The sequence below is a fragment of the Devosia sp. A369 genome (assembly GCF_054489345.1).
The window spans coordinates 24,264-44,377 of sequence record NZ_JBTMWV010000023.1; the positions used below are offsets into that span (position 1 = coordinate 24,264).

Below are 20,114 nucleotides of genomic sequence, written 5' to 3' on the forward strand. Positions count from 1 at the left end.
ACCATCATGGCCGATGTCGCGCTGCGCGGAGTGCGCAAATCCTACGGCAACCTCGAAGTGGTCCACGGGGTCGATCTCGACATCAAGTCGGGCGAATTCGTGGTTTTCGTCGGCCCGTCGGGCTGCGGGAAATCCACGCTGCTGCGGATGATTGCTGGTTTGGAACCGATCAGTGGCGGGCAGATCTCGATTGGCGGCAAGATCGTCAACGATATCCCCTCGCCGCAGCGCGGCATCGCCATGGTGTTTCAGTCCTATGCGCTCTATCCGCATATGAGCGTCTACGAAAACATGGCGTTTGGTCTCAAGCTGGCCAAGACGCCAAAAGCCGAGGTGGATCAACGGGTTCGCGAGGCCGCGCGGATTTTGCAGATCGAGGATTATCTCGACCGCATGCCCAAGGCGCTGTCCGGCGGCCAGCGCCAGCGCGTCGCCATTGGCCGCGCCATTGTGCGTAATCCTCGGGTGTTCCTGTTCGATGAACCGCTGAGCAATCTCGACGCCTCCTTGCGCGCCCAGACCCGCATCGAAATCGCCAAACTCCACGATACGCTAGACGCCACAATGATTTACGTCACCCACGACCAGGTCGAAGCCATGACTTTGGCTGACCGCATCGTCGTGCTCAATGCTGGCCGCATTGAGCAGGTCGGCTCCCCGCTGGAACTCTATCGCAACCCGGTCAACACCTTCGTCGCCGGCTTCATCGCCAGCCAGCGCATGAACTTTATCCCCGTCTCCCCCCAGCCCAACGGTCTCGGCCTGCCGGGCGATAAGCTACTGATTATGCAGCACTCTCAACTCGCTGCCGCCCGCACCCTCGGCGTCCGCCCCGAACATCTGGTGCTGGCTACCCCCGAAACCGCCCATTTCTCCGGCACCCTGTCCGTCATCGAACAGTTCGGCGAATACGCCCTGGCCTATGTCGAACTACCCGACGGCGAACTCATCACCGTCAAACTCGACGGCGCCCCCGATTTGCAACTGCACCAGACCATCCATATCGGCCTGCCGGCCGAAGCGGTGCATCTGTTCGACGAAGCAGGCCGGGCGTTGCGGTAGCGCCTCCAACACCCGGAATGGTAAAACTCCCAATAGACAAATGGTCGCGCTTGTCGATCCAATCACCGCTGGGACTTGGCGCGGCGGGCCCTGTTTGACATGCTTGTCAGGCATATACTCGATTCTGGATTTGCGGTCGTTTTGCGGCGCCGCACATCGTTTCATAGCAGTGATGGTGAACCAGACGGACCGGCGTTTCTTCAGTGAACGCCGGTCCGATCCGGTGATAGTGGGGTCTGCCGATGGCGCCGAATGTTTCCGGGCCTGGACGCGATGCGTTCGACTCAACTGGGCGCGGCCTGCAGCATCAGGGCCTGCGCCGCGCCAATGAACGCGCCGTGCTGATGGTGATTGCCTTCAATTCCGGCGTGTCCAATGCCGAGATTGCCCGCCTGTCCGGGCTGGCCCCGCAAACCGTTTCCGCCATTCTCACCGATCTGGATCGCGCCGGGCTGATCACCCGCGGCGAAGTGCTGCGTGGACGGCGCGGTCAGCCAGCGACGCCGATTTCCCTGCGAGCCGAAGGGGCGCTGGCCATCGGCGTCGAAATCGGCTGGCACCATATCGATGTGCTGCTGCTCGATCTGCATTTGCAGGTATCGGTCCGCCAGCATCGCAGCCACGACTTTCCCGATGCCTGCACGCTGGTCGGCGAGCTGGTCGACATGATCGGTACGCTGCTGGCCGGGCTGAGCGATGAACAGCGGGCGCGCACCCTCGATATCGGGATCGCGCTACCCAACAACATCGCCGACAATCTGGCACTGGTGGCGGCACCTGAGGCACAGCGGGCGCTGTGGCAACAGCTCGATCTGGTCGCCGAGCTGGAGCGGCGCACCTGCCTCACGGTCAGCACCTATAATGACGGCAATGCCGCCTGCTGGGCCGAGCTGATTGCCTTCGACAAGCCGCGACCGTCCAACTTCATCTATTTCCTGATTTCCCGCTATATCGCCGCCGGCATTGTCGGCCAGGGGACGCTGTGGGAAGGGCCGAGCGGCAATTCAGCCAATCTGGGCTCGATGCTGGTCGGCGATGCTGACGGGCAGCAGCAGGCGGCCCATTTCGTCGCCTCGGTCACGGCGCTCGAAGCCGGGCTCAAGGCCGCCGGCTTCACCGTCGATCCCGACTGCATCGAAGACTGGGACTGGGTGGCCATTGAGCCGGTGCTGGAACAGTGGATTATTGCCAGCGGCGCGGCGCTGGCGCGGGTGGTCCACAACACCATGACGGTGATCGAAACCGGGCTCGTGGTACTCGACAGCATTCTGCCGGCCCCGATCGTCGCACGGTTGGTGACGCAGCTGGAGGCCGAATTGCGGCTGCTGCCGGTCGCCCCTCACACGCCGCCGCAAGTGCTGTCCGGCCATCTCGGTCGGTTGGCGCCAGCCATCGGTGCGGCGGAGCTGACGCTCTACCGCCGCTTTTTCTCACGCACTCTCGCGGATCTGGCTGGCTGATTCATCGGCCAACTGGCCCAGCGCCTGACGCAATTGAGCACTGGGGTAAACACCACCGTCTGGCGCGGCGCGATCCGGTGTTCGGTGCCGGTGCGCGGATTGCGGCCAATGCGTTCGGCCCGATCGCGCAGTTGCAGGGTCCCGAAAGCCGTCAGCTTCACATTTTCGCCGGCCATCAGGGCCTCGGCGATCAGCGCAAACATCGCTTCACCCACGGCGGCTGTATCGGCCTTGCTCAGGCCCGTGCGGCGAGCTGCTGCATCGCTGAGCATGGCCCGCGTAACTGTTGTGGTCACTTCAAGATCCCCCTCACGGTTAAGTTCATAAGAAGAATTTAAGTCGCTGTCCAGCCGGTGTTCGATAACCTGAATATCGCGATCAAGTTTGGTTGACTTCTTTTAGAATGGTTATAAGCTAGCGAGCATTCTAAGAGACAAAACAAGCCGAATCGTGGCGCGTTTGGCCGCCGTTGTGGCCTGTGCTGCTAGCCGGGTTCTGCCCCAGAAAGGTCCGATGTGAGACTGACGCGTCAATCCAACTATGCGATCCGCACCCTGGTCTATTGCGCCGTTAATGCGCCGGAACTGAGCCGCGTCGCCGATATCGCCAAGGCCTATAATATTTCCGAGCTGTTCCTGTTCAAGCTGATCAAGCCGTTGGTGGAAAACGGACTTTTGGCCACGGTGCGCGGCCGCCATGGCGGCATCAGGCTGGGCAAAAATGCCGAAGACATCACCTTGCTCGATACCATCCGTCTGACCGAAGAGAATTTCGCCCTGGCCGAATGCTTTGAGGATGGCGCCGATTGCCCGCTGATCGGGGAATGCGAGCTCAATGGGGCGCTGCGTGAAGCGCTGGGCGCATTCTTCGACGTGCTGGCCAGCTACACCATCGCCGACCTTGCCAGCAAAAAGCGTTCCATCCGCCAGCGCCTCGGCCTGTCGGCCCTCGACGCGGTGATGGAACCGGCGCACTAAGGCACAGGTTTTTGCTGCACAGATTTGCACCCTCGGTCCTTGCCCGAGGGTGTTTTTGTTGGTGGTGGAGGGGACTGCATGTGGCAGGATTTGTGGCTAGCGCCGGCCAAATCCCCTCGCCCCTCAGGGGAGAGGGCTAGGGTGAGGGGTGCGATGGTGGGGTGAGCCGCTCTGCTTGCAGCATGCATCATAAAATATGAGTTTGACAGTCATAATAACTTGTGGTTCTCTCACCGCATCACCGGGCGGGTTGGTTTGAGGGGATTTCAGCCAGCCATCGCCCGGCCGAGATGACGGGTGCTTGCTGCTACCGTCTCCCCGGGCTGGTCAGGGTCCTCAACGCCCTGACCAGCCTTTTTTCGCCGAGCCCGCGCAGTACTGGCATGCCCCGGTCAGCCTTCCCTTTGGGCGCGGTCTATGCTCTATCCGCGCCATGGCCGCAGCACCCCTTCTTTCGCTTCAGAATATCCGTTTGACCTTTGGTGGCACCACGCTCCTCGAAGGCGCCGAACTCATCGTGTCCCCCGGCCAGCGCATCGCGCTGGTGGGCCGCAATGGCTCGGGCAAATCCACCCTGCTCAAGATCGCCTCGGGCGATGTCACCCACGATAGTGGCGTGCGTTTCCTCGAGCCCAGCGCCACCTTGCGCTATCTGCCGCAGGAGCCGGACCTTTCCGCCTACGCCACGACTTTGGCCTATGTGGAGGCTGGTCTCGGGCCTGGCGATGACGATTATCGCGCGCAGTATCTGCTCAGCTCGCTTGGCCTGACCGGCGAAGAAAACCCGAAAAACCTCTCGGGTGGCGAAGGCCGCCGCGCCGCATTGGCGCGGGTGCTGGCGCCCAAGCCCGACATTCTGCTGCTCGACGAGCCGACCAACCATCTCGATCTGCCGGCCATTGAATGGCTGCAGGCGGAACTGGAGTCGATGCGCTCTGCCATGGTGCTGATCAGCCACGACCGCCGTTTCCTCAGCGATTTGACCCGCGCCACCGTCTGGCTCGATCGTGGCGTCACCCGCCGGCTCGACAAGGGCTTTTCCGCCTTTGAAGGCTGGCGCGACCAGGTGCTGGAAGAAGAAGAGCGCGACCGCCACAAGCTCGACCGCCAGATTTTGCGCGAAGAACACTGGATCCGCTACGGCGTCACCGCACGCCGCAAGCGCAATGTTGGTCGCCTCGAGCGCCTGGCCGATCTGCGCCAGGACCGGCGCGACCAGCGCAAGGTTACCGGCGCGGTCAATATGCAGGTTTCCGAGGGTCGCACCTCGGGTGCGCTGGTGGTGGAAGCGGAAAACATCGCCAAGACCTATGGCGATCGCGTCATTGTCGGGGATTTTTCCACCCGCGTGCTACGTGGCGACCGGATTGGCATTGTTGGCCCCAATGGCGCCGGCAAGACCACGCTGATCAAGATGCTGACCGGCCTGCTGGCGCCCGATAGCGGCACCATCAAGCTGGGTTCGGCGCTGGAACTGGCGATGCTCGACCAGGGCCGCGCCAAGCTCGACGCTGATACCCGCCTGCGCGACGCGCTGACCGGGGGCGGTTCGGACACGCTGATGATCAACGGCCAGCCCAAGCATGTCGTTGGCTATATGAAAGACTTCCTGTTCAATCCCGAACAGGCCAATACCCCGATCGGCAAGCTCTCCGGTGGCGAGCGCGCCCGCGTGGCGCTGGCCCGTGCCCTGTCGCTGCCGTCCAACTTCCTGGTGCTGGACGAGCCGACCAACGATCTCGATCTGGAAACCCTCGACCTGCTCGAGGAAATGGTGTCGGATTATGCTGGCACCGCCATCATCGTCAGCCACGACCGTGATTTCCTCGACCGGGTGGCGACCTCGATCATCATCGCCGAAGGCGAGGGTGTGTGGACCGAATATGCCGGCGGCTATTCCGACATGGTGATCCAGCGCGGCGAAGGCGTGACGGCGCGCGAAGCTGCGCCCAAGGCGCATCGTCCCGGCAAGACCAGCCTGGCCCAGACCACGTCAGCCACCTCGGCCGCGCCGAAGCGCAAGATGAGCTTCAAGGAAAAGCACGCGCTGGAAACCCTGCCGGGCCAGATCAACAAGCTCGAAGACGAGATCAAGGCGATCAACGCCAAGCTGGCCGACGCCAATTTCTACACCCGCGATCCGAGCGGCTTTGCGGCCCAGTCCAAGCTGTTGCTGGCAGCCGAGGCCAAGCGCGCTGCGGCGGAAGAACAGTGGCTCGAACTCGAATTGCTGCGGGAAGAGCTGGAGGGGTGATGAGCCTCTTGGCAAAGGTCCGGTGGACCTTTGCGGCGAAGAACGCCCGGAGCGCTATGCGCGCAGGGCCGGCTGCTACAAGCGAACTGGATCGTCACCCTCGGGCTTGACCCGAGGGGCCTTGCCATGCCGGCAAAAAATGTAGAGCCCTCGGGTCAGGCCCGAGGGTGACGTGCGGTGAGCGGGGCGACTTTCCCCCGCCCCCTAGTCCTTCCAGCCGAAATTCGGCTCAGCCAGATAATGCAGTTCTTCCGCCGCTTCGCCGCTGATGCGGCGCAGCAGCAGCGCGCCCAGATGGCGGCCGGCGTCGACGAAGTCTTCGAATACGGTTTCGGCGCCAGGCTGGAATTGCGCGAACATTTCCGAAGCCTGTTTCGACACCACATGGGCGGTCTTCCCGACCACCTTACCACTATCATTGAGCGCGCCGATCACCGCCAGCGCCGACACTTCGGAGGCGCAGACCCAGCCATCGGGCGCGTCGGGGCGCTTGGTGCGTTTCATCACATAGGTGCGGATGGCGTCGGTGGCGCTGTTCAGATTCACGTCGGCGGCGAATTCATACTCGATGCCGGCTTGCTGCGCGGCGCGGGCCATGCCGGATTTGAGGTGGTCGGTATAGGTCAGCGCGCTGTCGGGCAGGATGATCGACACCTTCTTGCAGCCCTTGGCCACCAGCCGCTGCACCGCACCATAGGCGAAGGCCTCGTTGTCGAAATCGACCGAAGGATGCTGCTCGGGCCAATTGGTGCGGCCATGGCTGATGAAGGGGAAGTCGTTGTCGAGCAGAAAGCGGATGCGCTCGTCAAAGCTCTCGGCCTTGGAGAAGATCACGCCATCGGCCATGCGGTTGCGCACGATATGGCGGATCGGCTCGATCGGCTCGACCCCGCGAAACAGCGGCGTGATGACGACGTGAAACGCCGTATTGCGCAAAGCTTCGGTCAGGCCCGTGACGATGGATGAACCAAAGCCGTAAATCTGCTCGTCCGGCTCCAGCACCAGCGCAATGACATTGGTGCGGCCGGTCTTGAGGCGCAACGCTGCCCGGTCGGGCAGATAGCCGATTTCGGCGGCGATTTTCTGCACGCGGTCGCGCGTATCCTGCGCCAGCTCGGGGGCATTGTTAAGGGCGCGTGAAATGGTGGTGACGGCGAGTCCCGTCATCTGCGCAATGGTCTTGAGCGTTGGCTTGCCGGATGGCTTGACGCCGCGCTTGCTCTTGGCAGCTACGGGCACGTCGTCTTCGGACACTATTATATTCCCCCGGAACCCGCTTTGGTCGGGCGGGACGCTTCATTAAAGGGCGACAACACCAGATTGTCCGGCCCAGTTCAAGCGCCGCCGCAATCGCCAAGCGGCTGATGAACGTACATCATGATATCACAAGGGTTTATAGTCCTGGTGTGCGACCAAAGTGGGGACGTCTTTTCTCGTTTTTCTGCATTCTCTGGTCGGGAAACGTCTAGTAATCCCGCCCAAACGCTCTTATCTTGCCAGCACTGCATCGGCACCTGCCGATGTATGGGCCGTTCAACCAGCAGGAAAGGACTGAAGATGACCACTTCGAATAGCTTCACCATCCATGCCGGTTATCCGCTCGTACGCAGCGCACTCCAGGCCAAACGCCGCCAAGGGATTTGTCGCTCGAAACGAATGTGACCCCTGTCACGCTTTCGTCTCAGACTCTCGATAAACCCCCAGCAATGCCGGCCAGCATGGTGCATCCCCACCAGCTTCCAGATTTTTGGCCTGTGCATTGTGCAAGTGGAGCGTCCACAAATGCAGGAACGCAGTCTCGACCGGGCCAAGGCCCATAAGCCCATCGTCATCGAAGTCGCCGGGGAACCGCTTGGCGTCGTGGTGCCGCATGCCGACGGCTACCGCTTTCTCGCGGTGAAGCTACCGGCCTTCGCCATTGACGGCCAGCAGTTCGAAACCGTCGAAAAGGCCCATTTCGCGGTCTCCCAGGCCGTCCGCAAGGGCAGCGCCGACGCGGCGTAATCGCTGTTCGAATTGAGTGGCTTTGCCACGCCATCAACACCCACGGTGTCATCCCGGCCTTGAGCCGGGACCCATCCTGAGATGGGCGGTAACGTCGCGGTCGGGGATGGCCCCCGGCTCAAGGCCGGGGTGACCTGCGGGCGAGGCTGTAATCAGCCCTGCCTCTCAGTCATCATTCGTTGCATTCAACTCGTCGGGGTGCCGGCCTTCGCCATCGCTTGGCGGGGGCGTCAGGGCCGCATCGATCACGCGTGCCAAGGCAGCGACGTCAATCGACGCCGCTTGCCCCTGCCGTTCCAGCTCTTTGGTGATGGCGGCGGCAATCACCTGGCGGCGGTCGTCCACGGCTTTAGCCATTGCCATCGATGGAAATGCCGCCATCGTCCACCCGCACTTCGATGCCGGGCCGGGCCTGCTCCTGCTGATAGGTATAGATGCCGAAGCCAACCAGGGCGATCAGCAGAATGGCGACCACGGCATAAAGACCATTGCGACTCATAGAGAACTCCTGACGCTGTTGTGCTGGAGCAACGCGCCAGGTGGCAAAGGGTTCAATCCATTGCATTATTCCTGGGTGACGATGGCCCGCAGCGCCATCACCAGCGCGGTGACGCCAATGGCGACCGGGCCGGAATTGTCGATCATGATCGGGCTGATGCCAGCCGGCACCGGAGCCGTTTCGCGCGCCAGTCTGGCGGTGATCTGGTCGCCGCTTTCGCGTCCGAGGCGGCGCAGGCGGTCGGCCCGACGCGAGATTTCGGCGCTGATCAGCACCACGGCGCAACTGGGATATTTCGCCAGCGCGGCACTCACCGCATGGCGCGAGACATTGGCGACGACGATCTTGCCCAGCGCCAGATCGGTATCGAGGCTCAGCGGCAGGCCATAGCGCAGATTATGCGCGTCCCAGGCGAGGGCAAAGCGCCCCGCCGCCTCCATCTGGTGGAAGATTGTCGCGTCGAGCCCATCATGCGGCTCGGTTTCGGCATCGGTCGGGCGGCTGACCACGCGACGCACGAAGACGAAGCGCTTGTCATTCTCCAGCGCCTGCCGCGCCCCGGTGATCAAGGTGTCCTTGCCGACTCCCGAGGGGCCGACGATCAGGACCAGGGCACCGAGGGTACGCGCCATGTTTTAGCTGACCCTTTGCCCTTGCCGCCAGACGCTACGCACCACCGGGAGGCCATCGATCACCCGTACCCGCACCAGATCGGCGCGTTTGCCGATGGCGATCTCGCCCCGGTCATCGAGGCCGGCGGCCTTGGCCGGGTTGCGCGTCACCGTCGCCAACGCGGCGGGCAACTCGAGGCCATCGACGCGCTGCGGCAACACGAAGGCGGCCTGCAGCAGGGCGAAGGGCACATAGTCCGAACTCAGAATATCCAGCAGTCCGGCCCGCACCAGATCGGTGGCCGAAATATTGCCAGAATGCGAGCGGCCGCGCACCACATTGGGCGCCCCCATCAAAATGGCGAGGCCGGCGTCATGCGCCGCCGCGGCAGCTTCCAGCGTGGTGGGGAATTCGGAAATCGCCACCCCGTCGGCCACGCCCTCTTCGACATGCAGCAAAGTGGTGTCGTCATGGCTGGCCAGCGGCAGGCCCAGTTCACGACAGCGGGCGACAATATGCGCGCGGTTGGGCGCCGAATAGCGATCATGCTCGGCCTGGCGGGCATCGAGATATTCGTCCAGCTCGGTCTGGCTGCGGCCGATCTTGTCCTTGTAGAAGCGCTTATAGTCCTCCAGCGAGCTGAACTGGCGCTGGCCGGGCGTGTGGTCCATCACCGAGGCCAGCCGGGTTTGGGCATGGCTGGCATGGGCCTCGAATTGTTCGATCACATCGGGCGTCGGCAATTCGCAGCGCAGATGCACAAAATGTTCGGCCCGCAGCCAGCCGCCGGCCCGGCCGCTGGCAATGGCGCCGGTTAGCTGGTCGACATGCTGGCCCATATCGGGCAGGTCGGGGTCCGAGCCGATGCGCACCGCGTCGAATACCGTGGTGATGCCCGAGCCGATGATCTGCACGTCATGGGCATGCAATGCCGCCATGGCGTCCCAGAACACGCCGGGGCGCGGCCGGTAATGGCTTTCCAGATGATCGGTATGCAGCTCGACCAGGCCCGGAATCAGATAGTCGCCATCCATGTCCTCGCCGACACCAGCGCCGCCGGTGTCGATGGCGGTGATGATCCCGTCCTTGGTGGCGAGGCCGCCCTCGATAACTGCATCGCCGAGCACGATGCGCGCATTGGCAAAATTGGTGTCAGTCATCAGGCGCCGGCTCCAAGCTTGAAATCGGCCACGCGACGGAACGGCTTGCCCGCGTCGGGTTCATGAAACAGGCTGAGCCGATCAAGCTGCAGCTTCTGGTCGAGCACCGGGCCGAACCAGGTGGCGGCGGCGACCGCGATGTCATGCGCGTCAGTTTCGGCCAGTCGGTCGGTCAGCGTCATGTGGAAGCGGAATTCCTCGAATACATAGGGGTAGCCATAGGCGCCGAGCAGTTCGAGCTGGCGTTCGCTGAGCCCCTTGTTGGCGCGACTGGCCTGCTCCTTGGCCGACATCGGCGCGCGCAGCGGGTCAAAATCCTCCACCACATGGGCGGCAAAATCCTGCAGCGCGTCATTGTCCTCGACCAGCAGCGCCAGAAAGCCATCAAGCGAAGCGATCTTGGGCACACCGATATCGAAGGGCTCATGCTTGGCGGCAAATTCACCGAGCGCGGCGCGCAGGTCACTCTCATTGGCGCCGTCCACCAAGCGCATCGGCGCCTTGAGCGTCGCGTGAAAGCCATAGCGATTGGCCGACTGGGTGAGATTGAGCAGGCGATTGCGATCAATGCCGGCCACCGGACCGCTGAACAGATCGCCATCGCTGGCGTCGCGCCCCAGCCAGGTGGCGGCGCGCTCCCACAGATTGCTGGTGGCGGACGGGGCAAAATAGATCGCGAATCGTTCGGTCATCGGTACTCCTTGACCCTGCCGCTAGGCATATTGTGTGTCGTCCGTTTGACAATTGTCCAGCCGACCCAATGCTGGCTACCCTTGCCGCCACCGAATCGCAAGCCGAGAGAGACTATGGACCGCGCCCTGCTTGAACAGATGTTCCGCCACGCCGTGGCGCAGGCCCAGCCCGCCTTGGCGGTGCGCCGCCATCTGCCGGAACGCCCCGCCGGCCGCACCATCGTCATCGGCGCCGGCAAGGCCTCGGCGCAGATGGCGCGAGCCTTCGAGCTGGCCTGGGATGGTCCGCTCAGCGGGCTGGTGGTGACGCGCTATGGCTATGCCGAGCCCTGCGAGCGCATCGAAATCGTCGAAGCCGCCCATCCGGTCCCCGACGAAGCCGGGTTCCTGGCGGCGCGCCGCATCATGGAGACGGTGTCGGGCCTCGGCCCGGACGATCTGGTGGTGGCGCTGATCTCGGGCGGCGGTTCTTCGCTATTGCCGGCGCCAGCGCCGGGGCTGACGCTGGATGACGAGCAGGCCATCAACCGGGCGCTGCTGGCCTCGGGCGCGCCGATCTCGGTGATGAATTTGATCCGAAACCAGTTCTCCACCATCAAGGGCGGCAGGCTGGCTGCCCATTGCGCCCCGGCGCAGGTGGCGACTCTGGTGGTGTCCGATGTGCCCGGCGACGATCCGGCGGTGGTGGCCTCGGGCCCGACCATTGCGCTGGCCGGCTCGCGGGCGCTGGCCCGCCAATATGCCGAACTGTACCAGCTCAACCTGCCGCCCCGCGCCCAAAGCCTGCTGGCGAGCGACAACAATCCGGCTCCGCTCCCCGACGACAAGGTGTTTGCCCGCAACAGCGTGTGCACCATCGCCTCGGCGGCACTATCGCTGGAGGCAGCGGCCGAGCTGGCGCGCCAACACGGCGTCGAAGCCGCCATTCTCTCCGATTCCATTGAGGGCGAATCCCGCGACGTGGCCCAGGTCCACGCCGCCATGGCCCGCGAAATCGCCCTGCGCAATCGCCCCTTTGCTAAACCCGCCGTGCTGCTCTCGGGCGGCGAAACCACGGTGACCTTGCGCGGCAAGGGCAGGGGCGGGCGCAATGGTGAGTTCCTCCTGGCGCTGGCCATCGCCATTGACGGGCTGGACGGCATCACCGCGCTGGCCGCCGATACCGATGGCATTGACGGCTCGGAGGACAATGCCGGGGCCTTTGTCGATGGCGGCACCGCGACGCGGCTGCGCCAGGCCGGCATCGACCCGCTGGCTTCCCTGGCCAATAATGACGCCTGGACCGCCTTCAACACCATTGGCGACCTGCTGATCACCGGCCCCACCGGCACCAACGTCAATGATTTCCGGGCGATCCTGGTGCGGTAAGGCGCATCGCCTAAAATAATCATACAATTACCCTTGGCAGAGCGGGGGCAGCTCTGTTCTATACGGCGACTTTTCGGGAGGAGCCGTTTCATGGCTAAACGCAAGATCGCCGTCATTGGCGTGGGCAAGATCGCGCAGGACCAGCATCTGCCGGTGATCGACAATTCCGATGATTTCGAACTGGCAGCGACGGTCTCGACGCGCGGGCTGAGCCACAATGGCGTGCCGGTGTTCAAGACTCCCGGCGAGCTTTATGCCGCCATGCCCGATGTCGGGCTGGTATCCATCTGCACGCCCCCCGGCATTCGCCATCAATATGTCCGCGAGGCGCTCGACGCCGGCAAGGACGTGATGATGGAAAAGCCCCCGACCACGACGATTTCCGAACTGGACGATCTGATCGCGCATGCCAAGCGGCTCGACCGCGTGCTCTACCAGACCTGGCACAGCCAATATAACGCGGCGGTGGATCGCACCAAGGTGCTGCTGGCCGAGCAGGGCGTCAAATCCGTCCGCATCGACTGGCGCGAAAGCGTACGCAAATGGCATCCGGGGCAGGATTGGGTGTGGGAGCCGGGCGGCTTCGGCGTCTGCGATCCCGGCATCAATGCGCTGTCGATCTTCACCAAGATCATGCCGTTCCCGGTGTTTATCGAACGCGCCAAGCTGACCTTCCCGGCCAATCGGCAGACCCCGATCGACGTCGAAATCGCCTTCAAATCGGGCCAGCTGCACCAGCCCAAACTGTCGGCCGGCTTCAACTGGCTGGAAGAGGATGGCGAGATCTGGACCTTCCGCATCGAGACCGGCACCGGTTCGGTGATCAAGCTCGAAGGGGGTGGTCGCTCGCTGACTGTCGATGATCGGCTGGTGCTCGAACACGGCGATGCCGAATATGCCGCCATGTATGATCACTTCGCTGGCCTGCTCGAGCGCCACCAGACCGATGTCGACGCCGCGCCCTTGCGGTTGATGAGCGACGTGTTCCTGATGGGCGCGCGCGAAAATGGGCCGGAATTTGCGTGGTAGGAGTCAGCGCGGCGCGCAAAACGCCAGCGCGCGGTTGATGGCATAGAGCGAGCCATCCAGCGCGATGTGGTTGGCCGGCATCGCCGAGCCATCCTCGGGCGCCAGATAGGCCACCGCGCCATTGGCCAGATTATCGAGCACCCAGGAGACATCCCCGGTCAGCCGCGCCCCATAAGGCGCGGCGGCTTCGGCCACAAAGCCACGGGTTTCCTTGTCGATGGTGATGGCCCAGCGCCCGGCATCGTCAGCGCGGCTGGTATGAAGATGCACCCCGGCGGAGAAATCATCTTCGCAGCGCACCGCGATGCAGGTGAAGGCCGTGGCGGTCGACCCCAGCGCGCAGCCCAGCGTTGCCCGGTCGCCTTCGCCCGGCAGCGGTGAATAATGCCAGCCGGGCTCCTGCGCCATGGCCGGCGTCAGCAGCATTGCCAGCATCAGCGCTTGGGCTGGATGAGGTCCCATTTGTTTCCATAGAGATCGGCAAACATCGCCACCGAGCCATAATCCTCGTGGCGCGGCGCCTCGAGGAAGCTGACGCCCCGCTCGAGCATGGCGGCATGGTCGCGGACGAAATTGTTGGTTTCGAGGAAAAACATCACTCGACCACCGCCCTGATTGCCGACTGCGGCGGTCTGGCTGGGGCCATCGGCGCGGGCCAGCAGCAGCTGCGCGCCGCTCCGCCCCGGCGGCGCCACGACCACCCAGCGTTTGTCGGCACCCAGTTCGGTGTCGGTGATGAGGTCGAAGCCGAGCGTGTCACAAAAAAATGTGAGCGCATCGTCATAGTCGTTAACGAGCAGTGCGGCGGTGGCAATGGATTGGCTCATGACACCATGGATCACTGGCGCCGTGGGCAGGTCAAGCCGGCTTGACCGGATCGAACGGTTCATTCCAAAACCGTCCAATTCTGTGGAATGAGGTTTCTCGTGCCATCAGATTGACCAAATGGTCAAGCTGACCCATTGCCATCCCACAGATTCTAGGCTTTGTTGACGCCCAAGCTCCGGCTGGCAAAAGCCGGATGCGCTAAAAATTACTTGGGAGACGACAATCATGAAATTGATGCACACGCTGCTGGCAGCGACTGCTGTCATGGCCATGGCCATAGGTGCCGCACAGGCCAAGCAGCTGGTCTACTGCTCGGAAGCATCCCCTGCGCACTTCGATCCAGGCCCGCTCACCGGCGGTAATGACTTCGACGCCTCGTCGCACACCATCTATAACCGCCTCGTTGAATTCGTTCCGGGCGGCACGGCTGTTGAGCCGGCGCTGGCTGAGAGCTGGGAAGTTTCGGCAGACGGCCTGGAGATCACCTTCAAGCTGCGCCCGGGCGTCAAGTTCCACACCACCTCCTATTTCACTCCGACGCGCGACCTGAACGCTTCCGACGTGATCTTCACCTTCGAGCGCCAGTACAAGGAAGACAATCCTTGGTTCGCTTACCTCGAAGGCATGACCTGGGACTATTTCCAGGGCATGGACATGTCCCACTACATCAAGGAAATCGTTGCGGTTGACGATCTGACCGTCAAGTTCGTGCTGAACGAGCCCAACGCGCCGATGATCGCCAATCTGGCGATGGACTTCGCTTCGATCGTCTCCAAGGAATATGCCGAGCAGCTCGAAGCTTCGGGCGATCTGGCAGCCTTCTCGACCCAGCCGGTCGGCACCGGTCCGTTCGAACTGGTCGATTACCAGCTCGACACCGTCATCCGCTACAAGGCTTTCCCCGACTATTGGGACGGCAAGCGCAAGATCGACGATCTGATCTTCGCCATCACCACCGACCAGTCGGTGCGGGCGCAGCGTCTGATCGCCGGCGAATGCGATATCATGCCGTACCCGGCACCAGCCGATATCGCCACCCTGCAGGGCAATGACAATCTCGTCGTGCTGGAGCAGGAAGGCCTGAACATCGGCTACATGTCCTATAACGTGACCGAAGCTCCGTTCGACAACGTCCTGGTGCGTAAGGCACTCTCGATGGCTGTCGACAAGGCTGCGATCATCGAGGCCGTGTACCAGGGTGCTGGTCAGGACGCCAAGAACCTGATCCCGCCCACCATGTGGTCGTATAACGACGCCATCCCGGCCGACGTCTATGATCCGGTTGCCGCCAAGAAGATGCTCGATGACGCTGGCGTCACCGGGCTGACCACCGATCTGTGGGCCATGCCGGTGTCGCGTCCCTACAACCCCAACGCCCAGCGCGTTGCGGAACTGATCCAGGCCGACTGGGCTGCGATCGGGGTGACCGCCAACATCGTCTCCTACGAATGGACCGAATATCGCGAGCGCGGCAAGCAGCCCGACCGCAAGGGTCCGTTCCAGATCGGCTGGACCGGCGACAATGGTGATCCGGATAACTTCTTCGCCACCCTGTTCTCCTGCTCGGCCGTTGGCGTGTCCAACTACTCGAGCTGGTGTGACCAGGACTTCGAGGCGCTGATCCAGAAGGCCAAGACCACCTCCGACCAGGCCGAGCGTACGGCCCTGTACGAGCAGGCCCAGGTGATCTTCAAGGATCAGGAACCGGCTCTGACGCTGGCTCACTCGAAGGTGTTCATGCCGATGAACAAGAAGGTGCTCAACTACACCATGAGCCCGCTTGGCAATCACAGCTTCAAGGACGTCGATATCGCTGAGTAAGCGAAGCGTCTGAAAGTTGCACAGGGCTCCGGGGTCGGCTTGATCGTCCCCGGGGCTCTCTTGACTATAGGGGCAGGACAACGCCCATGACCGCTCATGTGGCTGACTGCTGTCGCATTCGGAAAACACCGGCCCGGCATATCCATTCCGGCCCCAAGGTAACCCGCTTATGCTGAATTATATCCTGCGCAAGCTTGCGCTGATCGTGCCGACACTGATCGGCATCTCCATCTGCGCCTTTGCTTTTGTGCGCGTCCTCCCAGGCGATCCCATTCTGGCCATGGCTGGCCAGCACGGCGTGACGCCGGAACGCTACGAAATCCTCAAGGAGCAGTTTGGCTACAACCTGCCGATCTGGCAGCAATATTTCAATTATGTCGGCAATCTGCTGCAAGGCAATTTCGGCATCTCGCTGGCCACCAAGCGCCCGGTGCTCAACGAATTCATGACTCTGTTCCCGGCCACGGTGGAACTGGCCCTGGTGGCGATGATGTTCGCCATTGGCGTCGGCGTGCCCGCTGGCGTGCTGGCGGCGGTCAGGCGCGGCTCCTGGATCGACCAGCTCGCCATGAGCGTGGCGCTGACGGGTTATTCCATGCCCATCTTCTGGTGGGGCCTGCTGCTGATGATGTTCTTCTCGGCCTATCTGGGCTGGACCCCGGTTTCCGGCCGCATCGCGCTGAGCTTCTTCCTCAAGCCGATTACCGGCTTCATGCTGATCGACACCCTGCTGCATGGCAACTGGCCCGCCTTCGTCTCGGCGCTGCGCCATCTGATCCTGCCGGCCATCGTGCTCGGCACCATTCCGCTGGCGGTGATCGCGCGGCAGACCCGTTCGGCCATGCTCGAAGTGCTGGGTGAGGATTATGTCCGCACCGCCAAGGCCAAGGGCCTGTCGAACCGGCGCGTGGTCAATGTGCATGCGCTGCGCAACGCCTTGATCCCGGTGGTCACCACCATCGGGCTGCAGGTGGGGCTGCTGCTGGGCGGCGCCATCCTCACCGAAACCATTTTTTCCTGGCCCGGCATCGGCAAATGGATGATCGATTCCATTTTCAAGCGCGACTATGTCGCCGTGCAGTCCGGCCTCTTCCTGATTGCGTGCATCGTGATGGCGGTCAATCTGATCGTGGACGTGCTCTACGCTGTCATCAACCCGCGTATCAGGGTGCAGTAATATGACCGAAGCTCTTCCGACGCCGGCCGAGATCCCGGCGCAAAAGACCAATAGCCTCGCCGAATTCTGGTATTATTTCTCCGTCAATCGTGGCGCCGTTGTCGGCCTCGCGGTGATCCTGGTGCTGGTGCTGGTGGCGCTGTTCGCCCCCTGGATCGCGCCCTATTCGGCCGAGCAGCAATTCCGTGCGGCCTTCAAGACGCCGCCCTTCTGGGTCGAGGGTGGCTCGATGGCCTTCCCGCTCGGCACCGATGAAGTGGGGCGCGATATGCTGTCCCGCCTGATCCATGGCTCGCGCTATTCGCTGTCGATCGGCGCCGTCGTGGTGAGCATTGCCGCCAGCGTCGGCATCGTGCTCGGCCTGTTGGCCGGTTATTTCGGTGGCTGGATCGATACCGTGATCATGCGCGTCATGGACGTGATCTTGGCCTTCCCCTCGCTGCTGCTGGCGCTGGTGCTGGTGGCCATTCTGGGGCCGGGTCTGGTCAATGCCATGCTGGCGATTTCGCTGGTGCTGCAGCCGCATTTTGCCCGCCTGGTGCGTGCCGCCGTGATGGCGGAAAAGAACCGCGAATATGTCACCTCGGCCAAGATGGCCGGCGCCGGCCATATGCGGCTGATGCTCAAGACCATCCTGCCCAACTGCCTGGGCCCGCTGATCGTGCAAGCGACGCTGTCCTTCTCCAACGCCATTCTCGACGCGGCGGCGCTCGGCTTTCTCGGCATGGGCGCGCAGGCGCCGACGCCGGAATGGGGCACCATGCTGGCCAAGGCCCGCGAATTCATCAGCAGCGATCCGTGGATTGTCACCTTTCCGGGGCTGGCCATTCTCATCACTGTGCTGGCGATCAACCTGGTCGGCGACGGCCTGCGCGACGCCCTCGATCCCAAGCTGAAGAGGAGCTGACGCCATGGCTCTGCTGGATATTCGCAACCTTACCGTATCGTTCGATACCTCGGTCGGCCTGTTCAAGGCCGTCGACGGCATCGATGTCTCCGTCGATGGCCGCGAAGTGCTGGCCATTGTCGGGGAAAGCGGCTCGGGCAAATCCGTGGCCATGCTGGCGGTGATGGGGCTGCTGCCCGCCACCGCCACGGTTACCGCCGACAAGATGGAATTCGAAGGCCGCGACCTGCTGTCGATGAGCCCCGCCGACAAGCGTCGCATCATCGGCAAAGACATCTCGATGATCTTTCAGGAGCCGGTGGCGAGCCTCAATCCGTGCTTCACCGTCGGGTTCCAGATCGAGGAAGTGCTCAGCCGCCATATGGGGCTACGCGGCCGGCCGGCGCGCGACCGGGCGATTGAACTGTTGCGGCATGTCGGCATCAAGGATGGCGCCGAGCGCCTCGGCGCTTTCCCGCACCAGATGAGTGGCGGCCAGTGCCAGCGCGTGATGATCGCCATGGCCATTGCCTGCAATCCCAAGCTGCTGATCGCCGACGAACCGACCACGGCGCTCGACGTGACCATCCAGAAGCAGATTCTCGATCTGCTGGTACAGCTGCAGGCCGATACCGGCATGGCGCTGATCATGATCACCCATGACATGGGCGTGGTCGCCGAAACCGCTGATCGGGTCATTGTGCAATATAAGGGCCACAAGATGGAGGAGGCCGACGTGCTGACTCTGTTCGAAAACCCCAGCTCCAACTACACGCGGGCGCTGCTTTCGGCGCTGCCGGAAAACGCGGTGGGTGATCGCCTGTCGACGGTGGCCGACTATAATTTTGCCCATGATCTGGAGGCCGGCCAATGAGCACCCCCGTCCTCGAAGTGCGCCACCTGCAACGCGATTACGTAGCCTCGGGCGGGCTGTTCCGCCCGGCCAAGGTGGTGCAGGCGGTCAAGAACGTCAATTTCCGGCTCGACAAGGGCAAGACCCTGGCCGTGGTTGGCGAAAGCGGCTGCGGCAAGTCCACTCTGGCCCGCATGATCACGCTGATCGACCAGCCGACCGCCGGCGAGATCCTGATCGATGGCCTGCCGGTTGACGCCAAGCACGTGACCAAGGCGATGCGCCAGAAGGTGCAGATCATCTTCCAGAACCCCTATGGCTCGCTCAATCCGCGCCAGAAGATCGGTGAAGTGCTGTCCGAGCCGCTGCTGCTCAACACCACGATGAGCGCCGCCGAGCGCCGCGACAAGTCAATGCAGATGCTGCTCAAGGTCGGCCTCGGCCCCGAGCACTTCAACCGCTACCCGCATATGTTCTCAGGCGGCCAGCGCCAGCGCATCGCCATCGCCCGCGCCCTGATGCTCAATCCGAGCTTCCTGGTGCTGGACGAGCCGGTGTCGGCGCTCGATCTGTCGGTACAGGCGCAGATTCTCAATCTGCTCAAGGATCTGCAGGACGAGTTCGGCCTGACCTATGTGTTCATCAGCCACGATCTGAGCGTGGTGCGTTACATCGCCGACGAGGTGATGGTGATGTATTTCGGCGATGTGGTCGAGCACGGCAGCCGCGACGAAGTGTTCGGCAACCCCCAGCACGACTACACCCGCACCCTGTTCGCCGCGACGCCCAAATCCAGCGTCGACAGCATCAAGGCACGACTGGCCAAGAAAGCTGCGCTGGCCGGATAAGACACCGGCCTGCGTGTCTTGCTCCACCCCCTCCTAGCCTCCCCCATCAAGGGGGAGGTACAGCGCAGTGGTTGTGACCGGATCTCGCCCACGAGTGGAGAGACGCCTCCCCCTTGATGGGGGAGGTTGGGAGGGGGTGGGGCCCCAATCCCAATTTACCCGACAACTACCCGCATCCCCGCCGCCGACGACGCGATCATCGCATCAATCAGCCGGTGCACGCGCAAGGCCGAATGCCCGGTGCTCAGCGGCTGCCGACCATGCCGGACCGCATCGGCAAAATCGGCGATCTGCGCCGCATGCCAATCAAACGGAAACGCCATCGGATCGGCGCCGCCGCCGCCGCCCACACTGGCTTCGCCCTCGGTGATGATCTCGCCGGCCATGGTGTGAATGGTGAGATTGCCCGCCGTCAGCGTCGCCGTGGCATGCTCGAAATTCAGCGTCAGGCTTTCCGGGCCGCCGGGGAAACTGGCGGTGGTGGCCATCACCGCGCCGACCGCGCCATTGGCAAATTCCAGCCCCGCCGAGACGAAATCCTCGGTTTCCATTCGGTGCAGCCGTGTGGTCCGGGCCATGGCGGT

The 20,114-nt window shown here is 63.0% G+C and carries 21 protein-coding genes and 1 pseudogene; 12 read left to right on the forward strand and 10 right to left on the reverse strand.

What is annotated here, in order from left to right:
• Nucleotides 1-6: 6 nt before the first annotated feature.
• A complete protein-coding gene (locus ACX3OZ_RS18370; RefSeq protein ID WP_459094479.1) occupies nucleotides 7-1,062 on the forward strand; it encodes an ABC transporter ATP-binding protein in 1,056 nt (351 codons plus the stop codon).
• A gap of 242 nt (nucleotides 1,063-1,304) precedes the next feature.
• Entirely contained in the window at nucleotides 1,305-2,522 is a 1,218-nt protein-coding gene (locus tag ACX3OZ_RS18375; RefSeq protein ID WP_459094480.1) for an ROK family transcriptional regulator, read from the forward strand.
• Here ACX3OZ_RS18375 and ACX3OZ_RS18380 read toward each other — a convergent pair.
• Nucleotides 2,477-2,818: an HU family DNA-binding protein gene (locus ACX3OZ_RS18380; RefSeq protein WP_459105138.1), complete on the reverse strand. Its 342-nt coding sequence runs from the start codon at nucleotides 2,816-2,818 to the stop codon at nucleotides 2,477-2,479. The genes ACX3OZ_RS18375 and ACX3OZ_RS18380 overlap by 46 nt on opposite strands.
• Nucleotides 2,819-3,037: 219 nt before the next feature.
• Here ACX3OZ_RS18380 and rirA point away from each other — a divergent pair, with 219 nt between their 5' ends.
• Both rirA and ACX3OZ_RS18390 read left to right on the forward strand, forming a co-directional pair.
• Nucleotides 3,038-3,499, forward strand: coding sequence for an iron-responsive transcriptional regulator RirA (gene rirA / locus ACX3OZ_RS18385; RefSeq protein ID WP_459094482.1), 462 nt, complete (start codon nucleotides 3,038-3,040; stop codon nucleotides 3,497-3,499).
• Between the two features lie 433 nt (nucleotides 3,500-3,932).
• Nucleotides 3,933-5,753: an ABC-F family ATP-binding cassette domain-containing protein gene (locus ACX3OZ_RS18390; RefSeq protein ID WP_459105139.1), complete on the forward strand. Its 1,821-nt coding sequence runs from the start codon at nucleotides 3,933-3,935 to the stop codon at nucleotides 5,751-5,753.
• Between the two features lie 204 nt (nucleotides 5,754-5,957).
• On the opposite strand, the gene ACX3OZ_RS18395 is transcribed toward ACX3OZ_RS18390, so the two are convergent.
• A complete protein-coding gene (locus ACX3OZ_RS18395) occupies nucleotides 5,958-7,007 on the reverse strand; it encodes a LacI family transcriptional regulator (protein ID WP_459105140.1) in 1,050 nt (349 codons plus the stop codon).
• Nucleotides 7,008-7,535: 528 nt separating this feature from the next.
• On the opposite strand from ACX3OZ_RS18395, the gene ACX3OZ_RS18400 reads away from it, so the two are divergent.
• Entirely contained in the window at nucleotides 7,536-7,757 is a 222-nt protein-coding gene (locus tag ACX3OZ_RS18400) for a hypothetical protein (protein ID WP_459094485.1), read from the forward strand.
• 165 nt (nucleotides 7,758-7,922) lie between these two features.
• Here ACX3OZ_RS18400 and ACX3OZ_RS18405 read toward each other — a convergent pair whose 3' ends face one another.
• The 5 genes from ACX3OZ_RS18405 to ACX3OZ_RS18425 form a co-directional block, all read right to left on the reverse strand.
• Nucleotides 7,923-8,102: a hypothetical protein gene (locus ACX3OZ_RS18405; RefSeq protein ID WP_459094486.1), complete on the reverse strand. Its 180-nt coding sequence runs from the start codon at nucleotides 8,100-8,102 to the stop codon at nucleotides 7,923-7,925.
• 4 nt (nucleotides 8,103-8,106) lie between these two features.
• Nucleotides 8,107-8,256, reverse strand: coding sequence for a hypothetical protein (locus ACX3OZ_RS18410; protein ID WP_459094487.1), 150 nt, complete (start codon nucleotides 8,254-8,256; stop codon nucleotides 8,107-8,109).
• Between the two features lie 65 nt (nucleotides 8,257-8,321).
• Entirely contained in the window at nucleotides 8,322-8,888 is a 567-nt protein-coding gene (gene phnN, locus ACX3OZ_RS18415; RefSeq protein ID WP_459105141.1) for a phosphonate metabolism protein/1,5-bisphosphokinase (PRPP-forming) PhnN, read from the reverse strand.
• A gap of 3 nt (nucleotides 8,889-8,891) precedes the next feature.
• Nucleotides 8,892-10,031, reverse strand: coding sequence for an alpha-D-ribose 1-methylphosphonate 5-triphosphate diphosphatase (locus ACX3OZ_RS18420; RefSeq protein WP_459105143.1), 1,140 nt, complete (start codon nucleotides 10,029-10,031; stop codon nucleotides 8,892-8,894).
• Entirely contained in the window at nucleotides 10,028-10,720 is a 693-nt protein-coding gene (locus ACX3OZ_RS18425) for a DUF1045 domain-containing protein (RefSeq protein WP_459094489.1), read from the reverse strand. The genes ACX3OZ_RS18420 and ACX3OZ_RS18425 overlap by 4 nt, the downstream gene beginning before the upstream one ends.
• A 114-nt stretch (nucleotides 10,721-10,834) precedes the next feature.
• Between ACX3OZ_RS18425 and ACX3OZ_RS18430 the strand changes: the two genes are divergently transcribed.
• Together ACX3OZ_RS18430 and ACX3OZ_RS18435 are read left to right on the forward strand one after the other, a co-directional pair.
• On the forward strand, nucleotides 10,835-12,088 hold the full coding sequence (locus ACX3OZ_RS18430) for a glycerate kinase type-2 family protein (protein ID WP_459094490.1): 1,254 nt from the start codon (nucleotides 10,835-10,837) through the stop codon (nucleotides 12,086-12,088).
• A gap of 90 nt (nucleotides 12,089-12,178) precedes the next feature.
• On the forward strand, nucleotides 12,179-13,117 hold the full coding sequence (locus ACX3OZ_RS18435) for a Gfo/Idh/MocA family protein (protein WP_459094491.1): 939 nt from the start codon (nucleotides 12,179-12,181) through the stop codon (nucleotides 13,115-13,117).
• A gap of 3 nt (nucleotides 13,118-13,120) precedes the next feature.
• Here the strand turns inward: ACX3OZ_RS18435 and ACX3OZ_RS18440 are convergent, their stop codons facing one another.
• Nucleotides 13,121-13,579 (reverse strand): hypothetical protein, encoded by a 459-nt coding sequence (locus tag ACX3OZ_RS18440; RefSeq protein WP_459094492.1) that lies wholly within the window; start codon nucleotides 13,577-13,579, stop codon nucleotides 13,121-13,123.
• Nucleotides 13,552-13,944: a VOC family protein gene (locus tag ACX3OZ_RS18445; RefSeq protein ID WP_459094801.1), complete on the reverse strand. Its 393-nt coding sequence runs from the start codon at nucleotides 13,942-13,944 to the stop codon at nucleotides 13,552-13,554. The genes ACX3OZ_RS18440 and ACX3OZ_RS18445 overlap by 28 nt, the downstream gene beginning before the upstream one ends.
• Before the next feature lie 226 nt (nucleotides 13,945-14,170).
• On the opposite strand from ACX3OZ_RS18445, the gene ACX3OZ_RS18450 reads away from it, so the two are divergent.
• The 5 genes from ACX3OZ_RS18450 (at nucleotide 14,171) to ACX3OZ_RS18470 (ending at nucleotide 19,530) form a co-directional block, all read left to right on the forward strand.
• Nucleotides 14,171-15,766 carry an ABC transporter substrate-binding protein gene (locus tag ACX3OZ_RS18450; RefSeq protein WP_459094493.1) on the forward strand — a complete coding sequence of 532 codons (1,596 nt, stop codon included), beginning with the start codon at nucleotides 14,171-14,173 and terminating at the stop codon, nucleotides 15,764-15,766.
• A 169-nt stretch (nucleotides 15,767-15,935) separates the two neighbouring features.
• Nucleotides 15,936-16,943, forward strand: a complete 1,008-nt coding sequence (locus ACX3OZ_RS18455) for an ABC transporter permease subunit (protein ID WP_459094494.1) — start codon at nucleotides 15,936-15,938, stop codon at nucleotides 16,941-16,943.
• Between the two features lies 1 nt (nucleotide 16,944).
• Nucleotides 16,945-17,850 carry an ABC transporter permease subunit gene (locus ACX3OZ_RS18460; protein WP_459105142.1) on the forward strand — a complete coding sequence of 302 codons (906 nt, stop codon included), beginning with the start codon at nucleotides 16,945-16,947 and terminating at the stop codon, nucleotides 17,848-17,850.
• Between the two features lie 4 nt (nucleotides 17,851-17,854).
• Nucleotides 17,855-18,703: an ABC transporter ATP-binding protein gene (locus ACX3OZ_RS18465; protein ID WP_459094496.1), complete on the forward strand. Its 849-nt coding sequence runs from the start codon at nucleotides 17,855-17,857 to the stop codon at nucleotides 18,701-18,703.
• Nucleotides 18,700-19,530 (forward strand): ABC transporter ATP-binding protein, encoded by an 831-nt coding sequence (locus tag ACX3OZ_RS18470; RefSeq protein ID WP_459094497.1) that lies wholly within the window; start codon nucleotides 18,700-18,702, stop codon nucleotides 19,528-19,530. The genes ACX3OZ_RS18465 and ACX3OZ_RS18470 overlap by 4 nt, the downstream gene beginning before the upstream one ends.
• 155 nt (nucleotides 19,531-19,685) lie before the next feature.
• On the opposite strand, the pseudogene ACX3OZ_RS18475 reads toward ACX3OZ_RS18470, so the two are convergent.
• Nucleotides 19,686-20,114 (reverse strand): annotated as a pseudogene (locus ACX3OZ_RS18475) (Gfo/Idh/MocA family protein); the annotation flags it as partial.

Coding starts and splice junctions, on each gene's coding strand:
- ACX3OZ_RS18370 (WP_459094479.1), top strand. CDS start 7: ATGGCCGATGTCGCGCTGCGCGGAGTGCGCAAATCCTACGGCAACCTC.
- ACX3OZ_RS18375 (WP_459094480.1), top strand. CDS start 1,305: ATGGCGCCGAATGTTTCCGGGCCTGGACGCGATGCGTTCGACTCAACT.
- ACX3OZ_RS18390 (WP_459105139.1), top strand. CDS start 3,933: ATGGCCGCAGCACCCCTTCTTTCGCTTCAGAATATCCGTTTGACCTTT.
- ACX3OZ_RS18400 (WP_459094485.1), top strand. CDS start 7,536: ATGCAGGAACGCAGTCTCGACCGGGCCAAGGCCCATAAGCCCATCGTC.
- ACX3OZ_RS18410 (WP_459094487.1), bottom strand. CDS start 8,256: ATGAGTCGCAATGGTCTTTATGCCGTGGTCGCCATTCTGCTGATCGCC.
- phnN (WP_459105141.1), bottom strand. CDS start 8,888: ATGGCGCGTACCCTCGGTGCCCTGGTCCTGATCGTCGGCCCCTCGGGA.
- ACX3OZ_RS18425 (WP_459094489.1), bottom strand. CDS start 10,720: ATGACCGAACGATTCGCGATCTATTTTGCCCCGTCCGCCACCAGCAAT.
- ACX3OZ_RS18430 (WP_459094490.1), top strand. CDS start 10,835: ATGGACCGCGCCCTGCTTGAACAGATGTTCCGCCACGCCGTGGCGCAG.
- ACX3OZ_RS18435 (WP_459094491.1), top strand. CDS start 12,179: ATGGCTAAACGCAAGATCGCCGTCATTGGCGTGGGCAAGATCGCGCAG.
- ACX3OZ_RS18440 (WP_459094492.1), bottom strand. CDS start 13,579: ATGGGACCTCATCCAGCCCAAGCGCTGATGCTGGCAATGCTGCTGACG.
- ACX3OZ_RS18445 (WP_459094801.1), bottom strand. CDS start 13,944: ATGAGCCAATCCATTGCCACCGCCGCACTGCTCGTTAACGACTATGAC.
- ACX3OZ_RS18450 (WP_459094493.1), top strand. CDS start 14,171: ATGAAATTGATGCACACGCTGCTGGCAGCGACTGCTGTCATGGCCATG.
- ACX3OZ_RS18455 (WP_459094494.1), top strand. CDS start 15,936: ATGCTGAATTATATCCTGCGCAAGCTTGCGCTGATCGTGCCGACACTG.
- ACX3OZ_RS18460 (WP_459105142.1), top strand. CDS start 16,945: ATGACCGAAGCTCTTCCGACGCCGGCCGAGATCCCGGCGCAAAAGACC.
- ACX3OZ_RS18465 (WP_459094496.1), top strand. CDS start 17,855: ATGGCTCTGCTGGATATTCGCAACCTTACCGTATCGTTCGATACCTCG.
- ACX3OZ_RS18470 (WP_459094497.1), top strand. CDS start 18,700: ATGAGCACCCCCGTCCTCGAAGTGCGCCACCTGCAACGCGATTACGTA.